This window comes from Tenacibaculum sp. IMCC1, assembly GCF_054906355.1.
On the sequence record NZ_CM142818.1, the window covers coordinates 1,884,173 to 1,909,759 of the forward strand.

The window sequence follows — 25,587 nt, forward strand, 5'->3', positions numbered from 1 at the left end:
TTTTATGATGGGCAATTACAACCTTTCTTTAATTTTTTAGCAAGTTTTTTAAAGGTTTTACCTCCAAATTTCATTAAAAACTTTAGGCCTCCTAGCATAGCGAGTTTCATAACAACTCCCATTAAATCGGGTACTTGAGGTCCACCTACAATAACAGGAGGTCCTGCTGGAATAGGTATTGTGGTAGTGGTAGGTGTGTACATATTTGGCGATCCTAAAGGAATTCCTATACAACTACAAGTCATCATATTATAACTTGCAACACTAAAATAAGAGCTATCTACTTCTACTGTTTTACTACCAAAAAAGTGCAATCCTTCATGGTCTATTAACGGCATAGTAGCAGGATAAAATCCGGCTCCTAAAGGAAAGTGTTTTATGGTTCCTAAAGTAGCCATGGTACCTGCATTTGCTCGTTTTTGATTGTTTACATACACATTGGTTCCTATAACAGGAATATAATCCATTGGGTCGAAAATCATTCCTATAAAAGGGTGTGGTATAGGAATTGGTGCTGGTGATGGTGGTATAGTTACAAAATGAATATCTATACCCATTGCTATATTTGTATGTTTTGATGCTGGCTGCATATTTTTTTAGGTATTTGTTATCATACTAACTGGTTGTATCATTTCTTCTGGCTTAGGTTTTTTCCAATGTTCTCCCCAAATACTCTTTGCCAAATTTTCAACTGTTATTGCTGCATCTTTCTCATTGTTTGCATGGTATTTATCATATAGTTTTTCGCACACTAAAAAAAAAGTTGTGTAACGTAACATTGTTTTATCCAATTCTTTTACCGTTTCAAAACAGTTGTTAAGTAACTTGTAGGCTTCTTTACTGTTAAATTGTTTTACAGATAATTCGGAAGCTAACCTGATTGATTCTATATAAGTTGGATATACTTGATAGCTTTTAGCTGTTTCTGCTGTTTTTAAATAGTATTCAATAGCTTCACTTTTATTTCTTTTTACATGATAAGTGGCTGCTGTAAAATTGTATCCCTGAATTAATAAACTCTCACAAACTGTATCGTCTTGAGCAATTCCATCATAGCAAACTGTTAAAGCGTTTTTAAATTTAACCAATGCTTTATCGTACTTTTTAAGCTGAAAGTATGCACTACCATAAGTAATAAGCACCGTTGCCTCTAAACTTTTACTGGCTGCTTCTTTAGCTACTTCAATACCTTTATTTCCCCACAATTCAACTCCACGTATGTTTTCTTTTTGAAGCTCTTCAAATATGTTTAAAAGACAGGTATTTATAGCTATTCCTGGTTCATGAGCATCTCCAGAAGAAGCTACTATTTCTTTCATAGCCTGAAACATCTTTAAATTGGCTTCTATACTTACTTCTTTTACCTCGTTTGGTATATACCTAAAAGCTTTGCTATCTTTATAATCTACAACCATTATTTGTAAATTATCTGGAAGCTTTTCAGTTAAAGACAACACCCAATTTCCCCATTGTTTTCCTAATTGTTTTAAATTTTGAGGTAATAAAACTAGCACCAACCTAGCATTATTAGAAATAGCTTGTGCAAAAGAACTCATACACTCCAAGAACTCTTGTTCTCTATTCTTTACAGCTGTATTCTCATAAGGCTGACTTTGCCATTGTGGTAAAAGTTTTTTAGGAACTTCATCTCTATACTGTTTATTATTCCATGTGTCAATCCAAGCATTTTTTAGGTTTAAAGCAAAAGATTCCTCTTTGTTATCGAAAAAAGGTATTGTAAACGGGAAAAAGAATTCTGACAAAACTCCATGTTCTCCCGATTCTAACAACACAAAAGCTTCTAGCATTCTATACTCATTTTCTTCAATCAGCCATCTTACCAGTTTTGTATCTTCTTTTACTTTTCTAAACCATTTTGTTTGTAGTTGTGTAATTCTATGTGTTATAGCATTATTCTCCTGCATAGCTAATTAATTTAGTTTAAGCTTAGCTTAACATTTCCTTTTACACTAGTATTCATTCCTTGAATATCTACACTTTTCCCTTCAACACTATATTTACTCGACTTAGTTTCTTGTGTTTTAGATTCTATTTTAAGGTTCGATTTTGTTTTTATTTCTACTAAATCACTTCCCTCTTGTACTATTTTCTTAGAGTTTACAGAAACTTCGTCTTTACCATCTATAGTTACAGATTTACTAGCTTCTATTTTAATTTCTTCTGAACTTAGCGTTATACTTTTAGGTGCACTAATGCTAATGGTTTCATCTCCATTCAATGTAACCGTGCTTCCACTTGGATCACTAACTGTTATTTTTCCTTTTCCTTCATCATCATCAAACGTTATGGTACTTCCACTACGAGTTGTAATGCTTTTTATTTTATTGTTATCACTTCCTCCTGCTCCTGTTTTTCCATTAAAAAAACTTCCCATTACAAATGGACGATTAGGAGTATTATACCTAAACCCTATCATTACTTGATCTCCTTCTTCTGGTACAAAAACAAACCCTCTATTAACATTCACTTGATCACTTTTACCACCATCGGGAGTTAGTACTGGTATCCAACTAGATTTCATATTATCTACTTGCCACTGGAATTTTACTTGAACTCTTCCTTTATTTTCTGGATCTTTGTTGGATACGACTGTAGCTAGCTGTGGTTCAGCAATTGGGAAATTAACTTCAAAATTGGTAGGTAAAACTTCTACACTAGAAGCTATTGCGGTAAAGCTATTTTCATATCCATCTTTAAAGGCTTCATGCTCTATTTCAGTTATAATATACTCTCCATAAGGCTTCTGCTCTTTTGCTCCCTCTCCATCTTTAAACCCTATTGCTAAAACTTTAATTATAGATCCTACAGTTAAACTTTGTTTGTTTGATTTACCTTTAATTACATGACTATTTGCCATTTTTGACGATCGTAAAGCTTCTATCGCTTTTTCTATTTTAGATTTGTCGTTAAAAACACCATTTAAATGTTGATTAGATGCTAACTTAAACACGTCTTTAGACGCTTTAAATGAATGAGCCCCTAATTCGTTAAGACCTTTTACATTTCCTTTTACTTTTTCTGAATGTTTTTCATCTAATAAACTGTTATAGGAAAATGCACTAAAATTATTTGGTTTTGTTTCAATACCTATATGTAAAGAAGGTAAATCTTTTCCATAAATAAGCTCTATAGCTGCTTTTTGAGAAGAAGGCTTGCCAAATAATAGTTTTTGACCATCGTAATATAACCATTCATTATATTGTTTTGCTAAACGTTTAATTAGTGTATAATGACTTTCGTTATACTGACATTCATATTCTATCTCTTCTTTAAAAACTGGGGTTACCTCAGCTTTAACACTAGCTTGCTCTGTTACATCTTTTATTATGGTAGATAACTCTTTTTTTAACCAAGACTGCAAGTGTTTACCTGCCTCTAACAAAATGGTTTTTGAATAGCCTGATACATGCAACCTACTCTCAAACCCATTGTTATGTACTAACTCTATATTAGTTATTACTCCTGAAAAGCTATAATCTTCAAAAACAATCATCATATCTTTTCCTAGCCATTTTTTAGAAGCATCTATTGTATGTGTTCCTAACTTTTCAATAACTTGATAATCTAATTCAACACAGAAAAAGTGATGATTATATATTTGTTGCGCCAAGCTTATTGATTCATAATAATCAATAAACTGCCCGTCTATACTAATTTTAGTATCAAATTTTTTCATAATTTATTTTTTTTATTCGTAAAAGGCAAAATCTTTAACATTACCTTTCTTTTTTAATAAAGACGTTAAACTTTTTTTTACTCTAACCATCTCCTCATTAGTAACACTATGATTATCTGAACTAATCCTATAAATACGATTATCATAAGTTACCCATATCCAATTTATTGTATTGAATTTTATTTCTTTTTCTCTGTACTTTTTTAGATTATTAAAAACTGTGTGTGCATCGCTAATTTTATCAAAATCCCATTCTTCAATACTTATACACAAATCATTGTATTCTTGTTTTTCTTTTAACGATAAAACAGAAAGCGTTTTTAAACTTTTAACTTTTAAAAAAGACGTGTTTTCAAAACTTCGTGCTAATTCTTCTAAAAAAACTTTAGGATATTTTTTATAAATCTTTTTTTGAGATTCAGTAACCTCACAAAGATTAAAATCATCTTTTAGCTCCTTAAACAATTCATTAAGATAGCTATTGTCTTCTTTCAATTCAGAAAACACTGTATAATACTTGTTGTCTTTCTTTTGACCTAACGATGATGTACTTTTACATGCAAACAAGAAAAACAATAAGATATATATGTAACTATATGATTTTTGAAAAATCATTTATTAAGGTATTAGTTTTAGTATCGGTCTAGTAGCTTTTTTATAAATAACTTTTGCCAATTTATTCAAACTAACTTCTTCTTCACTACTACACTTTGTAATTTGCTTAATTAAAGTATTGAATCTTTCCCACTCTCCAACTCCACATATTTCAACACAACCTATTGAACCAAAACCCGCTAAAGGGTTAGCAGGACCTCTATGTATAAAAAAGCCTGAATAAACTCTCCAAGCCATTTCTCGCATTGTAGTTATATAACTCCACTGCAGTGTATATTCTTGATTATCTTGAAGACCTACAACATGCGCTGCTTTAAGTTTTGTACGTTTTACACCAAACCTAATAGCTTTAAATTCATGTGTTTTTTGAGTTTCAAGATTTTTTACATACACTTTATATAAAGGAACCTCATATCTTTTTTTATCAGGACGATAAGGATAACTAGTGATTCTAGCTAATCCTTCTTTTTCATTTGTAACAACTATCTCTACCTTTTTCATATAGCTTAGGTATTAAAAAAGGCAATGCCTAAGTTTAAAACTTAGGCATTGTTTTATATTAAGCTACTGGCCAACGATTGTCTAAGTTAGCGTTACCAATTAATAATTCTTCAGCTGAGAAAGTAACTGTTAATTTCATTGGAATTTCGTTGTTTACATCTAAATCTTCTTTGAAATAAACGATGTAAGCGTTTTTAAACTCCACTTCTTTCATTTTTGAATCTTCTTCTGTTTTCTTGAAAACAATTTTTCCATCTACAGACTTAAACTGGCTATTCACCATTGCCTCGATAACAGAAGTATCTGATGTAGATTCAATAGTTAAAGTAACTCTTCCTCCGTTTACACTTGAAGATGGCTTACCTTTTGTGTCTGTGTTTCTGTTTAAGCTGTACTCAGCTTGTAATACGTCGAATTCTTTTCCTGCGAATTCGAAACTTGCTCTAAATGATCCCATAGTTTCTTTTTTTTGGGTTGAATAATTAATTTAAAACACTTTTAGAGCTTTCTCAATAAAAAAAGAGAAAGCTTTAAACAATATAAAACCTTCTCTTTTTTTATTTTTTGGCGCCATTCTATAAGAAGAAAGAAGATAACAAATATTGCCTTGTGTCGTAACAAATATAAAACTAAATAACTAACTTCCAAACGTTTCATTTAAAAAAATAATTGTTTTTTAGTAATTTTAATATAAAAACTAGTTTTAAAGACATATTATTTTCCTCTATTTTTGCACTATGCAGCTCCCTAATAAACTTAATAAAAAACTCAATCAACGAAAAATAAATAACGCTTTAAGAAACCTCGGTAAAAAGAATTCTTTTGTCGATTTTTCTTCCAATGACTATTTAGGATTTGCTAAATCAGAGATGATCTTTGATAAAACACATCGGTTTTTAGTTGATAACAATCATAAGGTTAACGGAGCTACAGGATCTCGCTTACTTTCTGGAAATCACAAACTATATACAATAGTTGAAAAACAGCTAGCTAAACTTCATAATTCTGAAACTGCTTTAGTTTTCAACTCTGGTTACGATGCTAACATCGGTTTTTTTGCTTCGGTACCTCAACGTGGTGATATTATTTTGTTTGATGAACTTATTCATGCTTCTATAAGAGATGGAATTCAATTATCTAATGCTAAATCTTTTAAGTTCAAACATAATGACACAAAAGATTTAGAAGAAAAAATACTTCGGTTTACTCAGAATAACGATTCAGAAATTTATGTAGTTACCGAATCTGTTTTTTCTATGGATGGAGATTCTCCTAACTTGACAGCAATGTCACAAATTATCAAAAAACATACGAATGTGCATTTTGTTATAGATGAAGCACATGCTTTAGGGGTGTTTAATTTTGGGCTCATTCAAAAATTACATTTAGAAAATGTGGTTTTTGCCCGAATTATTACCTTCGGAAAAGGTTTAGGCTGTCATGGAGCAGCCATTTTGGGAAGCAAGCAACTACAACAGTATCTTATTAATTTTTCTCGTAGTTTTATTTACACTACTGGTTTACCGCCACATGCCCTAGCTACAATAAAAATTGCTTACGACGAATTAATTATTAGCGATTCTAAAGCACAACTTCAACAAAACATTCAACATTTTATTTCAGAATCCAATAGGTTGCGATTAAACTTCATTCAAAGTACTTCTGCCATTCATTGCTGTATTATCTCTGGCAATGAACATGTAAAAAATATGGCTTTGCAATTACAACAACATGGTTTTGAAGTAAAGCCTATTCTATCCCCTACCGTCCCTACAAACCAAGAACGATTACGTTTTTGTTTACACGCTTATAATTCTAAAGAAGAAATTACAAATGTTTTAGAGAACCTTGCTACTTTTGTTTAAAAAATACAATGCAAGATAATTATACCATTTTAGCTGTGTTTGAATACTCTACTGAAGCACAAGTTGTAAAGGCTAAATTAGATTCAGAAGATATTAGAACCATGTTAATGGATGAAAAAACAATTGATTCTGATCCTTTAATTAGTCAAGCCATTGGTGGAGTTAAGCTATTGGTACACAATAATGATTTAGAAAAAGCTGCTACTGTTTATAACGAAATAAGAACTTACGTAAAGGATGAAGAAGGAAACGACATTCATTGTCCAAAATGTAATTCTACAAAAATATTAGTTGCCGATTTACAACGTAAAAACATCTTTTTTATGCTCTTTCCTTTTTTTGAAAGTAAGAAATTCATCTGCAACGATTGTAAAACAATTTTTAAATGAAAAAATATTTTATCACAGGAATCTCTACAGAAGTAGGAAAAACCGTTGCTGCTGCTATTGTCACAGAAGCTTTGCAAGCAGATTATTGGAAACCTATTCAGTCAGGTGACCTAGAACATTCTGATACTCATAAGGTAGAAAAACTAATTTCTAACTCAACCACTGTTTTTCATCCAAACGCATATGCACTACAAACGCCTATGAGTCCGCACGCATCCGCAGAAATTGATGGAGTGACTATTGAAATTGACGACATAAAAGAACCTTCGACTAAAAATAATTTAGTTATTGAAGGAGCTGGTGGATTATTAGTTCCACTTAACGATAAAAACACCTTGTTAGACATTATCAAACCTGATTATAAAGTTATTGTAGTGTCTCGTCATTATTTGGGAAGTATCAATCACACCCTATTAACAGTTAACTTATTAAAAGAAAAAGGATTTGAAGTATCGTTGATTTTTTCAGGAAACAAACATAAAACAACGGAAGACATTATCAAAAAAATGACAGATGTTCCTGTAATTGGACGGATTGAAGAAGAGCCTTATTTCGATAAGAATGTGATTAAAGAATACGCTGAATTATTTAAAAGTAATTTATAAATGAAACCTGTTACCGCAAAACATCTTTGGTCTTTTCCTTTAATTTTTGGTTTTTTAGGAGGAGTTATAGGGCTGGTTTTGCGTTATGCTTTTACAGGAAGCATTGCTAACTTTCCGTTTAAGTTTGTATTGCACTCCCATTCTCACATTATGTTATTGGGTTTTGTTTTCAATGCTTTAATCCTACTCCTTTTTACAAGGTTTACGAATGGAATTGATAACACTTCTTATCGATTATATCTTGCTTTACAGGTTTGTGTTGCCATTTTGTTAGTAGGGTTTATTATCCAAGGGTATGCATTGGTTACTATTACATTCTCTACCTTACACTTGTGGATTAGTTACTGGTTGGTAATTAGACTATGGAAACGATTAATTGGTAAAAAATCAACTTTAACATTAATAAAAGTAGGAATTATCTTTCATTTTATTTCTTCCATTGGTCCGTATGCACTTGGACCTTTAATGGCAATGAAAATGCAAAGTTCCCCTTGGTATCAACAAGCTATTTTTTTCTACTTACACTTTCAGTATTTCGGTTCCTTTTTTCTTTGGATGCTTGCCATTCTTTTTCAAAGAACAACTGTTGAGCTATCAAAAAAACAAACCTTCTTAATTATTAGTGCTCTTGTACTATTATATACACACTCATTAAAGTATAGTTTTAATCATCTGGCTATTCAAATTATAGGAGGTATTGGCTCAATAATTTTGACACTATTTTTCCTAAAACTAAAGAAATCATTTTCAAAGCAAAAGCTTACATACCAATTGTTTTTTGGGATACTACTATTTATCGGAATTATGAATTGCTTTGGCAGTATTCCTTACTTTTCTAACTTAGTTATAACGAATAGGTTTATGCTCATAGCTTGGTTACATTTACTATTTTTAGGAATGTACCTGCCTTTTATTTGGATGGAATTGGAAACAAAACCCCATACAAGCACCTGGATTGTTTACACCTTTTTCTTACTCACTTCAGAAGCTTTTTTAGTTTTTCCTGCATTTTTTTCTGAATTGTTTTCAACCTCAATTATGTGGCTACTGTTTATTGCCTATTTCGGAGTGGTTTTATGTATTTCTATTGTACATTTGACAGCTCTTTTTCAAAAGAACGAAACCTATGAACTTACAAGAACGCGATAAAAAACATTTGTGGCATCCGCTAAAACAACATCAAACACATCCAAACAGTTTGGGAATTGTAAAAGCCAAAGGATGCATGCTAACCGACGAACACGGTAACGAATATATTGATGCTATTTCATCTTGGTATACCTGTATGTTTGGGCATTGTAATGATTACATTACAAGTCGCGTATATGAACAAATGCAAACATTAGATCAAATAATGTTTAGTGATTTCACCCATGAACCCGCCGTAAAATTATCAGAAGAATTGATTAAAATTCTTCCTGAAAATCAAAATAGAATCTTTTTTAATGATAATGGATCTACTGCTGTAGAAGCGGGAATTAAAATGGCTTTACAATACTATTTTAACAAAGGGGAAAAACGTAACACGTTTATTGCTTTTGAGGATGGTTTTCATGGAGATACCTTCGGAGCGATGTCTGTTTCTGGATTATCAGTATACAATGGCCCATTTGAAGATTTTTTAATGGATATTCAACGTATTCCTGTGCCAAACGGTGAAAATAATGAAACTATCACACAAAAATTGCAACAGATTATTTCAGAACATAATGTTGCCGGATTCATATACGAACCATTAGTACAAGGTGCGGCTGGAATGAAAATTCACAAAGCCGAAGATTTGAATAGCATCTTAGCTATTTGTAAAGAAAATGACGTGTTAACTATTGCTGATGAAGTAATGACTGGTTTCGGAAAAACAGGAAACCATTTTGCTTCTGATGAAGTCGCTACCAAACCAGACATCATATGCTTAAGTAAAGCATTGACAGCTGGATTGGTTCCTATGTCAATTACTTCATGTACCGAAGAAATTTATAGGACTTTTTTAGATAATGATATTGCCAAAGGTTTTTTCCACTGCCATACCTATTCTGCAAATCCAATAGCTTGTAGTGCTGCATTGGCTAGTATTGAGTTATTACAAACCAAAGAGATTCAGGACAACATCCAATTTATTGAAAACTCTAATATCTCTTTTTCCGAAAAGATAGAAAATCACCCAAAAGTGAACACAACAAGATGTAAAGGTGTCATTTTGGCGATTGATTTAAACACCAATTCTGGTCGTTATGGAACGCTTCGAGACCAACTTTTAAAGTCTTTTATGGATGAAGGCGTTTTCTTACGTCCGTTAGGAAACACTATTTACATTCAACCACCTTATGTAATTACGAAAGAGCAACTTGAAAAAATATATACAACTATTGAAAAAGTTCTAGATAGTCTCTAGAACTTTTTCCTTTTCTAATAAATTAATCTCTTCTTGAGTTTCTTTAATATGAACGTATAAATCTTCGTAAACCCATTCTCCATCTATCTTAATTCCTCTAACAATAAGAGTTCCTTCTCCTTTATCTCCTCTTATCGGAATAGAAAAATCTACATTTCCATCGTCATTGGTAAGAGAAATATTTCCTGATGGAATTCCATATTTTTCAATAGGTTGTCCCAAGTTTTCAATAACCAACTCGTTTTTAGATGCCTGCTCAATAGCATATTCAACAGGAGTAGAACTTGTCATTATTTTCGACACTCCAAAAAATGCTGCACCTACACCTAAAACAATTAATAAAATAAACCCTAAACATCCTGTTAATGGTATAAACCACAACCAATTTCTTCCAAACCAACTTTTTTGACGTTGCTCACTCATAACTTCAATAATTTTATCCCAAGATAAATATTTTTATTTTCTTTAGAATACTTGATTTTACTTTTATTTTTGCTGAAATTTTATCGTGTTGAAAGAACTTATCTCTATAACATCATTTGCATCTGTTTCAGCCTTAGGAAGCACTACTGAAAAAATTTGGAAAAACTACCTAAATAAGCAACATTTTTTAAGCTCTAAAGAGTTTGAAGATTCTAAAGCATGGGTAGCACAATTGACTGTTGAGGATATACACGCTATTGAGGAGGTTCAAAATTCAGATAATAAATATAAAAATTTAGATCCATCTGTTTTATACACGCTCTTTGTTGCTAGAAAAGCAATGGAACAAACAGACTGGAAATCTTCGGATAACTTTGGAATTAACATTGGTTCTTCTCGCGGTGCTACTTCTTTGTTTGAAAAATATCACAAAGAGTTTTTAGCTACAGGAAAATCATCTACCTTAAGCTCTCCAACTACTACTTTAGGAAATATTTCTTCTTGGATTGCGCATGATTTACAGAGTAACGGACCAGAAATCTCACATTCTATTACTTGTTCTACTGGCTTGCATTCGTTACTTAATGGTGTAGCTTGGTTACAATCGAGAATGTCAGAAAAATTTATGATTGGCGCTAGCGAAGCTTCACTAACTGATTTTACCATCGCTCAAATGCAGGCATTAAAAGTATATTCTAAAGAAAATGATGAATATCCATGTAAGGCTTTTGACCTCAACAAAACCAAAAACACCATGGTATTGGGAGAAGGTGCTTCTGTATTTTGTTTAGAGAGTGGAAGTAAAGAAAATGCTATCGCTTTTATTGAAGGGGTTGGATATGCTACTGAAGTTTTGAAACACAATACTTCTGTAACAACAGATGCAGAATGTTTTCAAAAATCAATGAAAATGGCTTTAGGAACAATTTCTCCAAATGAAATTGACGCTATTGTAATGCATGCTCCTGGAACTATTAAAGGAGATCAATCGGAAATTAATGCGATTCAAAAAGTATTTTCTAACAAAGTACCTTTTTTAACTACCAATAAATGGAAAATCGGTCATACGTTTGGTGCTTCTGGCTTGTTAAGTTTAGAATTAGCCGTACTAATGCTACAACACCAACAAGTTATTGAAGTTCCCTTTGCTGAACCTCAACACACTCCAAAAAAACTCAATAAAATACTGGTAAACGCTGTTGGTTTTGGAGGAAATGCGGTTTCTGTTTTAATCACAACGAAGAACACTTAAAAACAATCGATAAGAGAGATTCTCTTGACAAAGAAAAATAAGAGTCATAAAATTCCGCTTTCGAAGCGGAATTTTTTATTTTTACCACCACAAACAACTCGAATTTATGACTGAAATTAGACACGATTGGACGAAAGAGGAAATTCTAGAAGTATACAATAAGCCTTTAATGGAGCTTTTGTACGAGGCTTCAACTATGCATAGAAAATATCACGACCCAAATACAGTACAGGTAAGTACCTTAATTTCTATAAAAACTGGTGGGTGTTCTGAGGACTGTGGGTATTGTCCGCAGGCAGCACGTTATCATACCAATGTTGAGGGAAATGATTTGATGACTGTAAACCAAGTTAAGGCACAAGCTTTACGTGCCAAAGAAGGTGGATCATCAAGAGTTTGTATGGGTGCAGCTTGGAGAAACGTAAAAGACGGACCAGAATTTGACCAAGTGTTAGAAATGGTACGTACTATTAACAAACTAGACATGGAGGTTTGCTGTACCTTAGGTATGGTTACCGAAAATCAAGCAAAACGTTTAGCGGAAGCTGGTTTGTATGCTTATAACCACAATATTGATACTTCAGAAGATTATTACGATGATGTAATTTCTACACGTGCTTTTAAAGATAGAGTAGACACTATTGAAAATGTACGTAAAACAAATGTAACTGTTTGCTCAGGAGGTATTATTGGTATGGGAGAATCTTTAGAAGACAGAGCTGGAATGCTTGAAACTTTAACTCGCTTCTCTCCACACCCAGAATCTGTACCTATCAATGCATTAGTTGCTGTTGAGGGAACTCCGTTACAAGAGCAACCTCCTGTAAACATTTTTGAAATGGTTCGTATGGTAGCTACTGCTCGTATTGTATTACCAGATTCACAAGTACGTTTATCAGCAGGTAGAACTCAAATGAGTAGAGAAGGTCAAGCAATGTGTTTCTTTGCTGGTGCAAACTCAATTTTTGCAGGAGACAAATTATTAACTACTCCAAATCCTGATATTAATGAAGACATGAAAATGTTTGAAGATTTAGGTTTAAATACACAAAAGCCTTTCTTTAAGCATGAACAAAGAGAATCTGTTGAAGCAGAAAACTCACAATACCAATCGTTAGGTGAAAAACCAAAATGGACAAGACCAGACCATAAAATTGAGCGTAACGAACAAAAGAAGCAAGAGGCTAAAGAAATAAGAGCCTAACATCAAATAAGAAATAACCGTTGAATTAAATTTAACGGTTATTTTTTTATCATTTTCACAAACAGCTCCATACCTTTTCTTCCTCCTGATGAATTGTAACAAGGTTCCATACTTCCTGTAAAATAGGGTGCGAAGTATTTTTCATATTCATTTTTATTCCCTCCAAAAGGTGGATGGTCTTCATTTAGTACTGCATCAAACAGCAAACCAACTAGTTTACCTTTATTAGTTAGTAATTCATGTGCTTTTTGTGCATACTTTAGTCTTAACCCTGGATTGATAGCGCAGAAAAAAGTCTGTTCTATAATCAAATCAAAAGTGCCTTTTAATTCAAAAAAATCAGCATGAATTAAATTTTCCTTTGGGAAGTTAGGAACTCTTTTTTGAATTCTTTTTAACGGTGTTGAAGCAATATCTACTACAAAAACATTTTTAAATCCTTTATTAAATAAACACTCCGCCTCGTATGAGTTTCCTCCTCCAGGTATTAAAACCTGAATACTTTTATCTTCTAATTGATCAACATATTCTTTTAACGGGTTGGATATCTTTCCTAAATCCCATCCTGTTTTATTATGTAAGTACTTATTATTCCAAAATGTTTCTGACAACTCTATCATTTCTTCTTACTTTTATTTTTACAAATTTAAAAATAAAGCTTCTTTAATTTAACTACTGTTAAGAGGATAACTTAATATCAAAAAAAGCGATGCTTAAACATCGCTTTTTTTACTAGAAGTCAAACCCTATATAAAATTGCCAGACTCTATTTTTGGGTTTGTCTTCATCGTAAATATCATTCAATCCTAGATGGTACCTTACTCCTAAACTTACTCCACTATTTGTTTTAAAACCTCCACCAAAATTTAATCCCCAATCAAAATTCCTAGGATCAAACTCTTTTGAGGTATCATACAGAATAAAGCCACTATCAAAGGTTTCTTTATGTGCTATTGAAAGTCCTATTTGAGGTCCTGCCTCTAAAAAAAAGTTTTCAGAAGGATACAGTTTTACCATTAAAGGAAGATTTATATAATCTAGCTCTTGCTTATAAGTACCTCCTCCATCTATAATTTTATACCCTTGTTGTGAGTATAATAGTTCCAATTGAAGTGAAACACTATTTCCTATAAATGACTCTCCATAAAAACCTATATGAAATCCATGTAGCTGCTCTGTTTCCGAATCTCCATTAAAACTCACTGCAGACAAGTTATATCCTCCTTTAATACCAGCTTTGGACTTTTTACTACTATCTTGTGCAACTATAGATGCACTAATCATTGTTATAAATACTATTACTAACTGAATTTTTTTCATCTTTTATTGATTTAATTTTACGATCTACTTTCCACCATTAGCTTGTAAATCTGATATACATTGGCTATCTAATGTTGGAATTTTATTTGATGAGAATACGTTTCCAATACCATGACTAGTTTCTGCTGCCCAATACATTAAACAACTTTCTTCGTTACAATGTTTTGGATGATCTGCATCTTCATGGTCTGTTTGTAAAGGGGTTCCTAAATTTGTAAGTCCTAAAATATGTCCGAATTCATGATGGATTACACTAGACTCTAATAAGCTTCTTTCTCGCTCAAATGTTCCATTACTTAGTTCTCTAATAGTTTCTTCAAAAATTACAAACGATGTATTATAATATGCAGTGCCTAAAACAAAAGAAGAATCGGAATCTTTTGAAGATTTACCATTTATAAACAATGCCCAAACCGTTATGGTATTTTGTGTGTTATAATAAGTTCTATGCTCGTTTTCAATCGTTACAATATCATTGATTGTATATACTTCTTTTCCTATAGTAGGTATTGATTTCGTATATAATTCTACACCGTTTGGTTTGAAAGTTCTTTCTTTAATAAAGTTTTTAAAGTTATTCTTTGCCTCTTCAGTTGGTTCAAATCCTTCAACATAAGCTAACTCTACAATCATTTTTTTATAAACATTGTCTGATAATAACTCATTTGCTGATGCTCCCGTAGGTTTTCTATTCTCTTTTGCAACCTCAACACCATCATTAATTATTGGTTCACTTTCTTTGGAACATCCCCAAATCAAAACACTGAATAGTAAAACTGTAAAAAACTTTTTTCTCATTATTCTTTCTTTATCTTACTTACGTAATTTGAATATCATTGGTTTTTTAAAACTTTAGGCTACTACTAGCGTAGCCATAAAGTTCCAAAATCAACTAGCTTAAAAGATTTTTTCTTTATATCTTTTTAAATGTTAATGTTATTGAAGTATCTGTTGTACTTTGTAATGTAAGTAAAGTGCTTGTATAAGTAGTTACAACCCATTCATTACCTAAAGCGCTTACAACAGTTCCCGCTTCAAACTCAACTTCTAAAAGGACTCTTGTATCTGATTCTACATCATATTCTCCTTCGATATTTTCTAAAGTTGTGTTTACTATATTTCTTGCTATTAATTTCCCTTCATTTGTAAATTCTATAGTATATGCAGCATATTCGTCAGCTTTTTCTACTCCTGCCTGAATAAAGCTTTCTACCTTAAATTTAGCTTTACTGATAATGGTTTCTAACTCGTCGGCTGCTACTTCTGCTGCTTCCTCTTCTTCTTCATAAGAGGTACACTCTTCAATAGCGTCTTCAAATTCAGAATCACTATTAACTTTCACAGAACTGCCGTTATTTAAAGTTATAGTTATTGGATACTTAACAGAGAATAATTCGCTTGAATCTAAGCTATCTACAAAGTTGTACAATTGTTTTTCCGATTCGATTACAACAGTACCTGTTTGTTCTAAATTAACATCATAAGTGAGCATTGATATTGGATATTCTATTTTTGCACAAGAGATAGCATCCTCCATTTCATCTGATGCTTCATCACATTTTCTATTTAATTCTTCCAATTCTGTTTGCGAAGTTATAGTTACTTCTGTATAGTTATTTAACTTTACTGTTATTGGAAAATTAAAAACTACGGTATCATCATCATCATTAAACTCATCCATTATTTCAAGAACTAAACTATAGTCTAATTCATTTATAATAGTCACTTCTTTACCGTTTATAGTTGCTGTTATTGGAAACAATAACTCAGCACATGAATTTCCATCCAAAAAATCATCTTCAGAACCATCGTTCATACCTGTTCTTTTATATTTCTTTGCAGTTTCAGAAGTAGGTGCATTTGCATTTGGATTTGTTCCTACCTGTTCGTTTTCTTCAGATTGACATGAAGTAAAAATTGTTAAAGTAACTAGTGCTAGTATGCTTATTAATTTTATTGTTTTCATCTTAATAAATTTTATTTTTTTAAATATTTGTTTTTTGAGCTCTTTCTGCCCTTTAGAAAACTATAAATCGTTTTACCCTACCTTTGTTTTCGATTTTTTTTCTATTTTAACTTTATAAAAGCATTCATATGACTAAAAAATCACTGTGTAATGAGGAAGACTTTAACGAGTTTTATAAGACTAATATTCAATTCGTTACTAACTTCTCATCTTATAAATCTAACGATAAAGATACTGCCCTAGATTTAATACAAGAAGCTTTTTTAAAAATGTGGGAAAAATGTTCAGAAATATCATATGAAAAGGCAAAATCGTACTTATTTACTAGTGTAAACAACCTTTTTTTAAACAAATTAAAGCATGAAAAAGTTGTTTTAAACTATGCTAAAAGCGCTCCGTATTTGGATATAAATAATCAAAGTCCGGAATATTTATTAGAAGAAGAAGAGTTTAAAAACAAACTAAAAAATGCTATTGAAAATTTAACAGAGGCTGAACGAGAGGTTTTTTTAATGAATAGAATAGACGGTAAAAAATATCGAGAAATTGCTGAGTTACTAAATATCTCGCAAAAAGCTGTTGAAAAAAGGATGTCTTCAGCATTAAAAAAATTGAGATCAAAAATAGAATTATTGTAAGGGTAGGGAAATTTACTTCTTTATTGTCTAAAAGTTAGTTAAGCACAAAATGAAAGATGAACAATACATATTAAAATGGTTAAACGGAGAAATCTCCGATGAAGAACTGTTTCTATTAAAACAAGATAAAAACTTTAAAAATCTTGAAAAAATAGCGCATTATTCTTCTCACATAGAAACTCCTAAAGTGGATATTGAAAAGGCTTTTAAAGAATTTGAATTGAAAAAAGCTACTACTAAAAAAAGTAAGGTTGTTCCATTAAACTACAAGAACTTTTATAAATATGCTGCCGCAGTTATTGTTTTACTAGTTTCTTCTTATTTCTTACTTTTCAATAATTCAGTAAACTTTAGTACGCAATATGCAGAAACAAAAACCTTTAACTTACCAGATGAATCTGAAGTGATTTTAAATGCAAATTCCACGGTATCTTTCAACAAAAAGGATTGGAAAAATAGTAGAGATATACAACTTAAGGGAGAAGCTTTTTTTAAAGTCAAAAAAGGAAAATCTTTTACCGTAAATACTTCTATTGGAAAAGTTACTGTTTTAGGAACCCAATTTAACGTTAAAGGAAGAAAGAATTATTTTGAAGTAAAAACTTACGAAGGTTTAGTTAGTGTAGACTATAACAACTCATTAATTAAATTAGCTAAGGGAAAAATATTTAAAGTTGTAAATGGTAAAATTGACACTTTAAATACTTTTAATATTAATAATAAATCTTGGTTACAAGATGAGTCTAATTTTAAAAGTACTCCTTTACAATTTGTGCTAGACGATATACAAAACCAATATGGTTATGTTATAAAAACTAAGGATGTTAATTTAGAACAACTTTATACTGGTGGTTTTACCCATAAAGACATAAATATAGCTTTGCAAGCAGTTACAATTCCTTTACAGTTATCATATAAAATAGAAGAAAAAAGCATTACTATTTACAAGAATGGTCAATAAAAAAACTACTTTTTTATTTCTCTTCCTATTTTCCTTTGCTATCAAAGCACAGGACATTATTACCAAAAATTTACTGAAAGATATCTTGGTTGAAATTGAAAAAAAACATCAGGTAACTTTTACGTATTCCGATAAGGATTTAGAAAGTGTATACATTGACAAACCTGATGATAGTTTATCATTATCTGAAACTATAAACTACTTAGAATCTGTTACTATCTTTAATTTTAAAATTTTAGATAATCGGTTTATTACTGTATCGTACTTAAAAAAGAAAATTCCTATTTGTGGAACAATAGTAGACAGTAATACACTTGAACCATTGGTTTTAGCTACCATCTTAGTTAATAATACTAGTAATGGAACTACATCTAATACTAACGGTGAATTCAACATCAACTCAGTTCCTGCAAAAGCAAACATTACTATTTCTTACATTGGATACAAACCTATTATACTACCAGCCAAAGATTTATTCTCTCAAAACTTGTGTAAAGAAATATATCTAGAAAGTTTGTCAGAAGAGTTATCAGAAGTAATTATTCCTAACTTTTTAACTACTGGCCTCCAAAAGAACATCGATGGAGGTACCGTTTTAAAAACTAAAAATTTCGGAATTCTTCCAGGGTTAATAGAACCAGACATTTTAAAAACGATTAAAGTACTTCCTGGTGTAGAAAGTGTGAATGAAAGTGTATCGAACATTAATGTGCGAGGCGGAATGAACGATCAAAACTTAATGCTTTGGGATGGAATTAAGATGTACCACACGAGTCATTTTTTTGGTTTAATTTCTGCATATAATCCATATTTAACAGAAAAAGCTACAGTGACCAAAAATGGTACTAGTACAAAGTTTAGTGATGGTGTTTCCAGTACCGTCAATATGCAAACCAACAACAAAATTACTGACACATTCTCTGGAGGTGCTGGTTTTAATTTGCTAAGTGCAGACGCTTTTTTACAGGCTCCTATAACTAAAAAGCTAGGAATTCATGCTTCAGCAAGGAGATCTTATACCGATTTTTTTGATACCCCAACCTACGACAAATATTTTAGTAGAAGCTTTCAAGAAAACTCTATAGCTTCCAATAAAGAAAATGAAGCCTCTACTGATTTCTACTTCTATGATTACTCTTTTAAAGTGTTATATGACATCAATAAAAATCATTCATTAAGAGCTAATTTAATAAGTATAAAAAACAACTTAGAATACACAGAAGAATATACAAACAATGGTTCAACAGTAGAAGAAAACAGTAATTTAAAACAAGAGAATCTTGGAGCTAATATTAGTTGGAATGCCAATTGGTCGCCCAAATTTTCTACAGAACTCTCTACTTTTATTTCTGATTATACAATAAATTCATCAGACTTTAACAGAGAAACTAATCAATTTCAAACTCAATTTAACAAGGTTTTAGAGTCTGAAATTAGGCTTATTACTAATCATCATTTTTCAGATGTTTTTCAACTTACAAACGGTGCTGTTTTTAATGAAATAGGTGTTTCTAACAAAACAACAGTTAATGCTCCTACATTTTCTAAATCTGTAAAAGAAGTTTTACTTAAATCTGCTCTTTTTTCTGAGGTAGTTTATCGTAAGAATAACACTTATGCTAGAGTAGGTTTTCGTGCTAATTATTTTCATGATTTTAATAAACTTATCATAGAACCAAGGATTAACTTAAGACAACAACTTTATAATAGTCTATTTTTAAAATTAAAAGGAGAGTTTAAAAATCAAACAACTGCACAGAAGATAGATTTTCAAGACAACTTTTTAGGTATAGAAAAAAGAAGATGGATTTTGGCTGACAATGATAAAACGCCTATTATTAAAAGTAAACAAGTATCTTTTGGAGCAGAGTATTCAAAAAATAACTTACAAATAGATCTTACTGGTTTTTATAAATTTGTTGATGGTATAACTGTTGCCAATCAAGGTTTTTATAACAATGTTCAAACACTAAATTCTATAGGAAACTATAAGGTAAAAGGTATTGAATTTTTAATTAATAAAAGAACTAAAAAACTTAGTAGTTGGTTAAGCTACTCCTTTACGGAAAATAATTATACATTTGAAACTTTTACTCCTGATACTTTTCCTAGTAGTTTAGATATCACACACTCTTTTAGTAGTGCCATTAACTATAACATTACCAATAATTTTAAGCTCTCTTTAGGTGCTATTCTACGTTCGGGAACCCCATACACAAAACCTGTAAAAGACAATGAAACCATTCAAGACGGTAATAGAGTTATTGTAAATTATGATACTCCAAATAAAGAAAGGCATTCTAATTTCTTCAGAATTAATGCTTCTGGAAGCTATAACTTTAATTTCACAAAAAATCTAAAATCAACTATAAGAGTTGGTTTCACTAATATTAGCAACAGAAAAAATATAATAAACACCTATTATATTGTTGATGAAAATAATACAGATAATGTAAAAGAAATAAATACGTATTCTTTACCATTCACCCCCAACCTTAGCTTTAGAATTAACTTCTAAGATTATTAATTATAAACTTCATTTAATTTTTAACATTATTCACTTCAAAAAACATCGTAACATTTTCTTAACTTTGCTCCTCTAAAAATTGAATGTATGGGATTACAGTTGCAACAAATAGACAGAGTAGAAACCATTACTAAAGAAGACTTTATTAAAAATTACTTCAAGCCTCAAAAACCTGTGGTTATTGAGCGTTTTATTGAAGATTGGCCAGCTTATAATAAATGGTCTTTAGATTATATGAAGCAGATAGCAGGAGATAAGACTGTTCCGTTATATGATGACAGGCCTGTAGATTATAAAGATGGTTTTAATGAACCTCACGCAACAATGAAAATGAGTGAATATGTAGATTTACTAAAACGCGAACCTACTAAGTTTAGAATTTTCTTATGGAATATTTTAAAGGAAGTACCTCAGTTACAAAAAGATTTTACCTTTCCTGATTTTGGTTTACGTTTAATGAAAGGCTTACCAATGCTGTTTTTTGGTGGGCGTGATTCGTATACATTCATGCATTATGATATTGATTTAGCCAATATCTTTCACTTTCATTTTGAAGGGAAAAAGAAATGTATTTTGTTTGATCAAAAGCAAAATAAATTCCTGTATAAGATTCCTCACTCATTAATAACCCGTGAAGATATTGATTTTAACGAACCAGATTTTGAAAAATGGCCTGCGCTTAAAAATGCCAAAGGACATGTTGCAGAACTTGAGCACGGGAACGTTTTGTATATGCCTGAAGGATATTGGCATTATATGCGTTATGTAACACCTGGTTTTTCAATGAGTTTACGTGCTATTGCTCGTAATCCTAAAAACTTAGGAAAAGCTATTTATAATGTTTTTGTTATGCGTACTATAGATAATATTATGCGCCGTATTAAAGGACAAAAATGGATTGATTGGAAAAATGAGCAAGCTATAATTAGAACAAATAAAGCTAATAAGATTGTATAAATCTCTTATAAACTATGTAAACTTTTACAAGCGTTTATCTATATATATCAATTTAGTTTTACAAAAAATTTATTGAAGAGTTATTTCTACAGCTTAAATACTCTAAAAATGATATTTTTAGTAAAAATCATAAAACTTACTTAAAAAAATAGAAACATAGACATCAAGAGGCCTTAATAGCTTCACTACATCTTTTTATACTTACTCGTATTTAAATAGTTCCAAATTGAATGTTATTGTGTTTTTTATTGTATTGGATGTTATTTGGTTAAACACACCTTGATATTTTGTCATCCCAAAACTTAATTAAAAAAACTTAAAGAGAGCCTTAAAGGAAATAATCTCTCATTTTTCACAAATAATGTAGTAATAAGAAAATCTAAACTGTTAATAAAACACTAAAAACAATGTTTAACGTATTATACGCTGTGGAACTAAACTAAGTAAGTTAACTAAACATTATGCCTTATTTAAATAACCCTTTAAAAGGGCTATAAAGCAATTTTAACGACTTCTTTTTATTGGCCCTGTAAAATCGTCAATATTATCTTTTACTTCGTTTACTTCTCTATTTATATCTTTAACAAAGTCTGTATCTATACCTTGTTTTTTGGCACTGTCATTAATCTCTCTTTTTATATCATTCGTAGCGTCTTTAATTTGACGCATACCCTTTCCTAACCCTCTGGCTATTTCAGGAATTTTATCTGCACCAAATAACATAACCACTATTAATAAGATTACAAAAATCTCAGGTCCACCAATAAATAAAAATATTCCATTCATTACTGCAAAGATAATTAATTTAAGCTTCTTATATTTTTTTGAATTAAAAAAAAGCAACCAAGTTTTGGTTGCTTTTAATTGTATAATGATAAAAGTATTTTTTTAGTCTGCTAAAATAATTACTTTATTATCTTTCATTTCAATAGTACCAGATTTTATTTTCATAATTAAAATCTTATCATCTTCTGGTAGTCTTTCTATACTTCCATGTAAATCATCAAAAACTAGGTGCTCTTGAGTATGGACGTGCACTTTAATTTTACCTTGACTTAAAATAGATACTACTGGTGCGTGGTTATCTAATATTTGGAACTCTCCATTTATACCCGGAACTGCTACAGAATCAACTTCTGATGAAAATAAGATAGCTTCTGGTGTTACAATTTCTAAATACATATTTTAATGCTTTAGGCTTTAAGCTTTTGCTTAAAGCAATTAATTATGCTTCTGCTAACATTTTTTCTCCAGCATCAATTGCTTCTTGAATTGATCCTTTTAAGTTGAATGCTGCTTCAGGATATTTATCTAATTCACCATCCATAATCATGTTGAATCCCTTAATAGTGTCTTTAATATCTACTAATACACCTGGAATTCCTGTGAATTGCTCAGCTACGTGGAATGGTTGAGATAAGAAACGTTGTACACGACGTGCTCTATGAACTACCAACTTATCTTCTTCAGATAATTCTTCCATACCTAAGATTGCAATAATATCTTGTAATTCTTTATAACGTTGTAGTATTTCTTTTACTCTTTGTGCACAGTTATAGTGCTCATCTCCTAAAACATCAGCAGTTAAAATTCTTGATGTAGAATCTAATGGGTCTACCGCTGGATAAATACCTAACTCAGCAATTTTACGAGATAATACTGTAGTAGCATCTAAGTGAGCAAACGTTGTTGCTGGTGCTGGATCCGTTAAATCATCCGCAGGTACATAAACCGCTTGTACAGATGTAATAGATCCTTTCTTAGTAGAAGTAATACGCTCTTGCATTGCTCCCATCTCTGTTGCTAATGTTGGTTGATATCCTACCGCTGATGGCATACGTCCTAATAAAGCCGACACCTCTGAACCTGCTTGTGTAAAACGGAAAATATTATCTACGAAAAATAATACATCTTTCCCTTGTGCTTCACCAGCTCCGTCACGGAAATACTCAGCAATTGTTAATCCAGATAAAGCTACACGAGCACGTGCTCCTGGTGGCTCATTCATCTGACCGAATACGAAAGTTGCTTTAGAATCTCTCATTCCTGGTTTATCAACTTTAGATAAATCCCATCCTCCATCTTCCATAGAGTGCATAAAATCATCACCATATTTGATAATTCCAGACTCTAACATTTCACGTAATAAATCATTACCTTCACGAGTTCTTTCACCTACACCTGCAAATACAGATAAACCTCCGTGTCCTTTTGCAATATTGTTAATTAACTCCTGAATTAAAACTGTTTTTCCTACTCCTGCTCCTCCAAACAATCCAATTTTACCTCCTTTTGCATAAGGTTCAATTAAATCAATTACTTTAATCCCTGTAAATAGTACTTCGGTAGAAGTTGATAATTCTTCAAATTTTGGTGCTTGACGGTGAATCGGTAAACCAGCTTCACCTTCTTTAGGTAAATCTCCTAATCCATCAATTGCATCTCCTGTTACATTAAATAAACGACCGTAGATATCATTACCTATTGGCATTTGAATTGGGTTACCTGTAGCAATTACTTCTTGCCCCCTTTGTAAACCATCAGTTGCATCCATAGAAATGGTACGAACTGTATCTTCACCAATGTGTTGTTGAACTTCTAAAACTAAAGTTGAACCGTCTGCTTTTTTAATTTCTAACGAGTCATAGATCTTTGGTAATTCAGCATTTTCTGTATTAAACTCAACATCGATTACTGGACCAATAATTTGAGAAACTTTACCTGTTATTGTAGACATTACTATATGTAATTAAAGTTATTTTATTTACTATATGAGTTTTAACTCATTTTTTCAAGGTGCAAAGGTAATTTTTTTAGTGGAATTTAAAAAACCTTTCGTAAGTATTTTTACATAAAAAAAAGCCTCACAAATGTGAGGCTTTTATTGATATTGTGATTGTAATTAAATTACTTTACTAATTTAATCTCAACACGTCTGTTTTCAGCTCTACCAGCTCTTGTTTTGTTATCAGCGATTGGATAATCTTCACCAAAACCTGCAGAAGTTAATCTTTTTGAATCAATTCCACCTTTAGTGATTAAGTAATCTAAAACAGCCTTAGCTCTTTTTTCTGATAATCTTTGGTTTAACTTGTTTGACCCTGAACTATCAGTGTGACCTTGAATGCTAAAGTTAGCTTTTGGGTACTCCTTCATAATTCCTGCGATTAAATCTAATTTACCAGTAGTACCAGTTCTAAAAGAAGTTTTTCCTGAATTAAAATAGATAGCTCTTGCAAACTCGTTTAATTTCTTAACAGCTTCTTCCTTAATTACTACTTCAGGACATCCGTTGTTAGATGCTACACCTGCTTCATTTGGACATTTATCGTCTTTGTCTAATACTCCGTCTCCATCAGTATCTGGCCAAGGACAACCATTGTTTGCAGCTGGACCAGCAGTGTTTGGACACTTATCTTTTCCGTCTACAACACCGTCTCCATCAGCATCTGGACATCCGTTGTTAGCTTTAGTTCCTTTTTCAGTTGGACAAGCATCATCTTTATCAGCGATACCATCTCCATCAGCATCAGGACAACCATTTAAAGCAGCTAAACCAGCAACTTCTGGACATGCATCGTCAGAATCTTTAATTCCGTCTCCGTCAGTATCAGGACACCCGTTGAATTCTTTTAATCCAGCAACTTCTGGACATGCATCATCCTTGTCATATACACCATCTCCGTCAGTATCTTTTCCTCCGAATTTAAATACTAAACCAATAGAGTGTTGGAAGTGATCTTGCACCTTATCAGCAAATTCTTTTTTCCCTCCAGATTGGAAGTTTAACCCTAAGTTATCGTTAAACCAAGTATTAAATCCTAAACCAGCATTTAACATTCCTTCTCCTTCGTCAGCTAAAGAAGTATAACCTCCACCAACATATACATAAGGATCGAACCATCCTGTTTCACCGAATAAGTTGTTTAAGTCATACTTTACGTTAGCATCGATAGCCCAGTAAAGCTCATCCATATCATCCTCCTCACGGAAAGTTTCAATTTTATTTAATGATCCTGCTAATTGTAATGTAAACCCATCGTTTAAGTATCTATCAACAGTTACTCTTGAAATTGATGGTAAGATATTCCAGTCACTAGTACCGATGTAATCTTTAGCATAATCTCCAAATTTCGTAGGAATCCTAACGTCTACTGCGTTAACTCCGAAACCAACCGCCCAAGGGTTGTCTGAATCCTGTGCGCTAACGTTTACAGCAGCAAACGCAAATAAAGCCATCACAGCTAATTTTAATTGTTTCATTATTAAAAATTT

General features: G+C 31.7%; 26 protein-coding genes. 11 read left to right on the forward strand and 15 right to left on the reverse strand.

Features of this window, described 5'->3' with window-relative positions; all coding sequences use genetic code 11:
• Window positions 1-2: 2 nt before the first annotated feature.
• From ACXIHB_RS08905 to tssD, 6 genes are read right to left on the reverse strand one after another with little or no spacing between them, the layout of a single operon-like run.
• Window positions 3-590, reverse strand: coding sequence for a hypothetical protein (locus ACXIHB_RS08905; protein WP_047790812.1), 588 nt, complete (start codon window positions 588-590; stop codon window positions 3-5).
• A 6-nt stretch (window positions 591-596) separates the two neighbouring features.
• Window positions 597-1,925: a tetratricopeptide repeat protein gene (locus tag ACXIHB_RS08910; RefSeq protein ID WP_073182187.1), complete on the reverse strand. Its 1,329-nt coding sequence runs from the start codon at window positions 1,923-1,925 to the stop codon at window positions 597-599.
• A gap of 11 nt (window positions 1,926-1,936) precedes the next feature.
• Window positions 1,937-3,697, reverse strand: coding sequence for a type VI secretion system Vgr family protein (locus tag ACXIHB_RS08915; protein WP_389862325.1), 1,761 nt, complete (start codon window positions 3,695-3,697; stop codon window positions 1,937-1,939).
• Window positions 3,698-3,709: 12 nt separating this feature from the next.
• Window positions 3,710-4,312, reverse strand: coding sequence for a hypothetical protein (locus tag ACXIHB_RS08920; protein WP_125064422.1), 603 nt, complete (start codon window positions 4,310-4,312; stop codon window positions 3,710-3,712).
• A 3-nt stretch (window positions 4,313-4,315) separates the two neighbouring features.
• Window positions 4,316-4,813, reverse strand: coding sequence for a hypothetical protein (locus ACXIHB_RS08925; protein WP_047790808.1), 498 nt, complete (start codon window positions 4,811-4,813; stop codon window positions 4,316-4,318).
• A gap of 58 nt (window positions 4,814-4,871) precedes the next feature.
• Complete coding sequence (gene tssD / locus ACXIHB_RS08930; protein ID WP_073182189.1) at window positions 4,872-5,270, reverse strand: type VI secretion system tube protein TssD; 399 nt, start codon at window positions 5,268-5,270, stop codon at window positions 4,872-4,874.
• A 280-nt stretch (window positions 5,271-5,550) separates the two neighbouring features.
• Here tssD and ACXIHB_RS08935 point away from each other — a divergent pair, with 280 nt between their 5' ends.
• The 5 genes from ACXIHB_RS08935 to bioA are packed head-to-tail and all read left to right on the forward strand — an operon-like array spanning window position 5,551 to window position 10,064.
• Entirely contained in the window at window positions 5,551-6,678 is a 1,128-nt protein-coding gene (locus tag ACXIHB_RS08935; protein ID WP_462098082.1) for an aminotransferase class I/II-fold pyridoxal phosphate-dependent enzyme, read from the forward strand.
• An 8-nt stretch (window positions 6,679-6,686) separates the two neighbouring features.
• Entirely contained in the window at window positions 6,687-7,067 is a 381-nt protein-coding gene (locus ACXIHB_RS08940) for a putative signal transducing protein (protein ID WP_047790664.1), read from the forward strand.
• The gene (bioD, locus tag ACXIHB_RS08945; protein WP_159488522.1) at window positions 7,064-7,672 is read left to right on the forward strand and encodes a dethiobiotin synthase; all 609 of its coding nucleotides are present in this window, start codon (window positions 7,064-7,066) and stop codon (window positions 7,670-7,672) included. Before ACXIHB_RS08940 ends, bioD begins: the two co-directional genes overlap by 4 nt.
• Window positions 7,673-8,821, forward strand: a complete 1,149-nt coding sequence (locus ACXIHB_RS08950; RefSeq protein WP_159488524.1) for a hypothetical protein — start codon at window positions 7,673-7,675, stop codon at window positions 8,819-8,821.
• Window positions 8,799-10,064, forward strand: coding sequence for an adenosylmethionine--8-amino-7-oxononanoate transaminase (gene bioA / locus ACXIHB_RS08955; protein WP_159488526.1), 1,266 nt, complete (start codon window positions 8,799-8,801; stop codon window positions 10,062-10,064). The genes ACXIHB_RS08950 and bioA overlap by 23 nt, the downstream gene beginning before the upstream one ends.
• Here bioA and ACXIHB_RS08960 read toward each other — a convergent pair.
• Window positions 10,050-10,487 (reverse strand): cytochrome c oxidase assembly factor Coa1 family protein, encoded by a 438-nt coding sequence (locus ACXIHB_RS08960; protein WP_047790668.1) that lies wholly within the window; start codon window positions 10,485-10,487, stop codon window positions 10,050-10,052. The two genes, bioA and ACXIHB_RS08960, sit on opposite strands and share 15 nt — an antisense overlap.
• A gap of 88 nt (window positions 10,488-10,575) precedes the next feature.
• On the opposite strand from ACXIHB_RS08960, the gene ACXIHB_RS08965 reads away from it, so the two are divergent.
• Together ACXIHB_RS08965 and bioB are read left to right on the forward strand one after the other, a co-directional pair.
• On the forward strand, window positions 10,576-11,739 hold the full coding sequence (locus tag ACXIHB_RS08965) for a beta-ketoacyl synthase N-terminal-like domain-containing protein (protein WP_159488528.1): 1,164 nt from the start codon (window positions 10,576-10,578) through the stop codon (window positions 11,737-11,739).
• 106 nt (window positions 11,740-11,845) lie between these two features.
• The gene (bioB, locus tag ACXIHB_RS08970) at window positions 11,846-12,943 is read left to right on the forward strand and encodes a biotin synthase BioB (RefSeq protein WP_462098083.1); all 1,098 of its coding nucleotides are present in this window, start codon (window positions 11,846-11,848) and stop codon (window positions 12,941-12,943) included.
• A 38-nt stretch (window positions 12,944-12,981) separates the two neighbouring features.
• On the opposite strand, the gene ACXIHB_RS08975 is transcribed toward bioB, so the two are convergent.
• The 4 genes from ACXIHB_RS08975 to ACXIHB_RS08990 all read right to left on the reverse strand — a co-directional run bounded on the left by ACXIHB_RS08975 (window position 12,982) and on the right by ACXIHB_RS08990 (window position 16,229).
• The gene (locus tag ACXIHB_RS08975; RefSeq protein ID WP_125064421.1) at window positions 12,982-13,563 is read right to left on the reverse strand and encodes a class I SAM-dependent methyltransferase; all 582 of its coding nucleotides are present in this window, start codon (window positions 13,561-13,563) and stop codon (window positions 12,982-12,984) included.
• A 112-nt stretch (window positions 13,564-13,675) separates the two neighbouring features.
• Complete coding sequence (locus tag ACXIHB_RS08980) at window positions 13,676-14,263, reverse strand: porin family protein (RefSeq protein WP_047790671.1); 588 nt, start codon at window positions 14,261-14,263, stop codon at window positions 13,676-13,678.
• 24 nt (window positions 14,264-14,287) lie between these two features.
• Entirely contained in the window at window positions 14,288-15,061 is a 774-nt protein-coding gene (locus ACXIHB_RS08985; protein WP_462098084.1) for a membrane metalloprotease, read from the reverse strand.
• Window positions 15,062-15,176: 115 nt separating this feature from the next.
• A complete protein-coding gene (locus ACXIHB_RS08990; RefSeq protein ID WP_159488534.1) occupies window positions 15,177-16,229 on the reverse strand; it encodes a hypothetical protein in 1,053 nt (350 codons plus the stop codon).
• 128 nt (window positions 16,230-16,357) lie between these two features.
• On the opposite strand from ACXIHB_RS08990, the gene ACXIHB_RS08995 reads away from it, so the two are divergent.
• The 4 genes from ACXIHB_RS08995 to ACXIHB_RS09010 all read left to right on the forward strand — a co-directional run bounded on the left by ACXIHB_RS08995 (window position 16,358) and on the right by ACXIHB_RS09010 (window position 21,312).
• A complete protein-coding gene (locus tag ACXIHB_RS08995) occupies window positions 16,358-16,867 on the forward strand; it encodes an RNA polymerase sigma factor (RefSeq protein ID WP_167712850.1) in 510 nt (169 codons plus the stop codon).
• A gap of 49 nt (window positions 16,868-16,916) precedes the next feature.
• Window positions 16,917-17,828 carry a FecR family protein gene (locus tag ACXIHB_RS09000; protein ID WP_462098085.1) on the forward strand — a complete coding sequence of 304 codons (912 nt, stop codon included), beginning with the start codon at window positions 16,917-16,919 and terminating at the stop codon, window positions 17,826-17,828.
• The gene (locus tag ACXIHB_RS09005; RefSeq protein ID WP_462098086.1) at window positions 17,818-20,346 is read left to right on the forward strand and encodes a TonB-dependent receptor; all 2,529 of its coding nucleotides are present in this window, start codon (window positions 17,818-17,820) and stop codon (window positions 20,344-20,346) included. Before ACXIHB_RS09000 ends, ACXIHB_RS09005 begins: the two co-directional genes overlap by 11 nt.
• Before the next feature lie 96 nt (window positions 20,347-20,442).
• Window positions 20,443-21,312 carry a cupin-like domain-containing protein gene (locus ACXIHB_RS09010; protein ID WP_073182200.1) on the forward strand — a complete coding sequence of 290 codons (870 nt, stop codon included), beginning with the start codon at window positions 20,443-20,445 and terminating at the stop codon, window positions 21,310-21,312.
• 504 nt (window positions 21,313-21,816) lie between these two features.
• Here the strand turns inward: ACXIHB_RS09010 and ACXIHB_RS09015 are convergent.
• The 4 genes from ACXIHB_RS09015 to ACXIHB_RS09030 all read right to left on the reverse strand — a co-directional run bounded on the left by ACXIHB_RS09015 (window position 21,817) and on the right by ACXIHB_RS09030 (window position 25,575).
• Window positions 21,817-22,098 (reverse strand): Sec-independent protein translocase subunit TatA/TatB, encoded by a 282-nt coding sequence (locus tag ACXIHB_RS09015; RefSeq protein ID WP_047790677.1) that lies wholly within the window; start codon window positions 22,096-22,098, stop codon window positions 21,817-21,819.
• A gap of 102 nt (window positions 22,099-22,200) precedes the next feature.
• A complete protein-coding gene (locus ACXIHB_RS09020; RefSeq protein WP_047790678.1) occupies window positions 22,201-22,494 on the reverse strand; it encodes a F0F1 ATP synthase subunit epsilon in 294 nt (97 codons plus the stop codon).
• 43 nt (window positions 22,495-22,537) lie between these two features.
• Window positions 22,538-24,049, reverse strand: coding sequence for a F0F1 ATP synthase subunit beta (gene atpD / locus ACXIHB_RS09025; protein WP_047790679.1), 1,512 nt, complete (start codon window positions 24,047-24,049; stop codon window positions 22,538-22,540).
• Between the two features lie 170 nt (window positions 24,050-24,219).
• On the reverse strand, window positions 24,220-25,575 hold the full coding sequence (locus ACXIHB_RS09030) for an OmpA family protein (RefSeq protein ID WP_047790680.1): 1,356 nt from the start codon (window positions 25,573-25,575) through the stop codon (window positions 24,220-24,222).
• Window positions 25,576-25,587 lie beyond the last annotated feature (12 nt).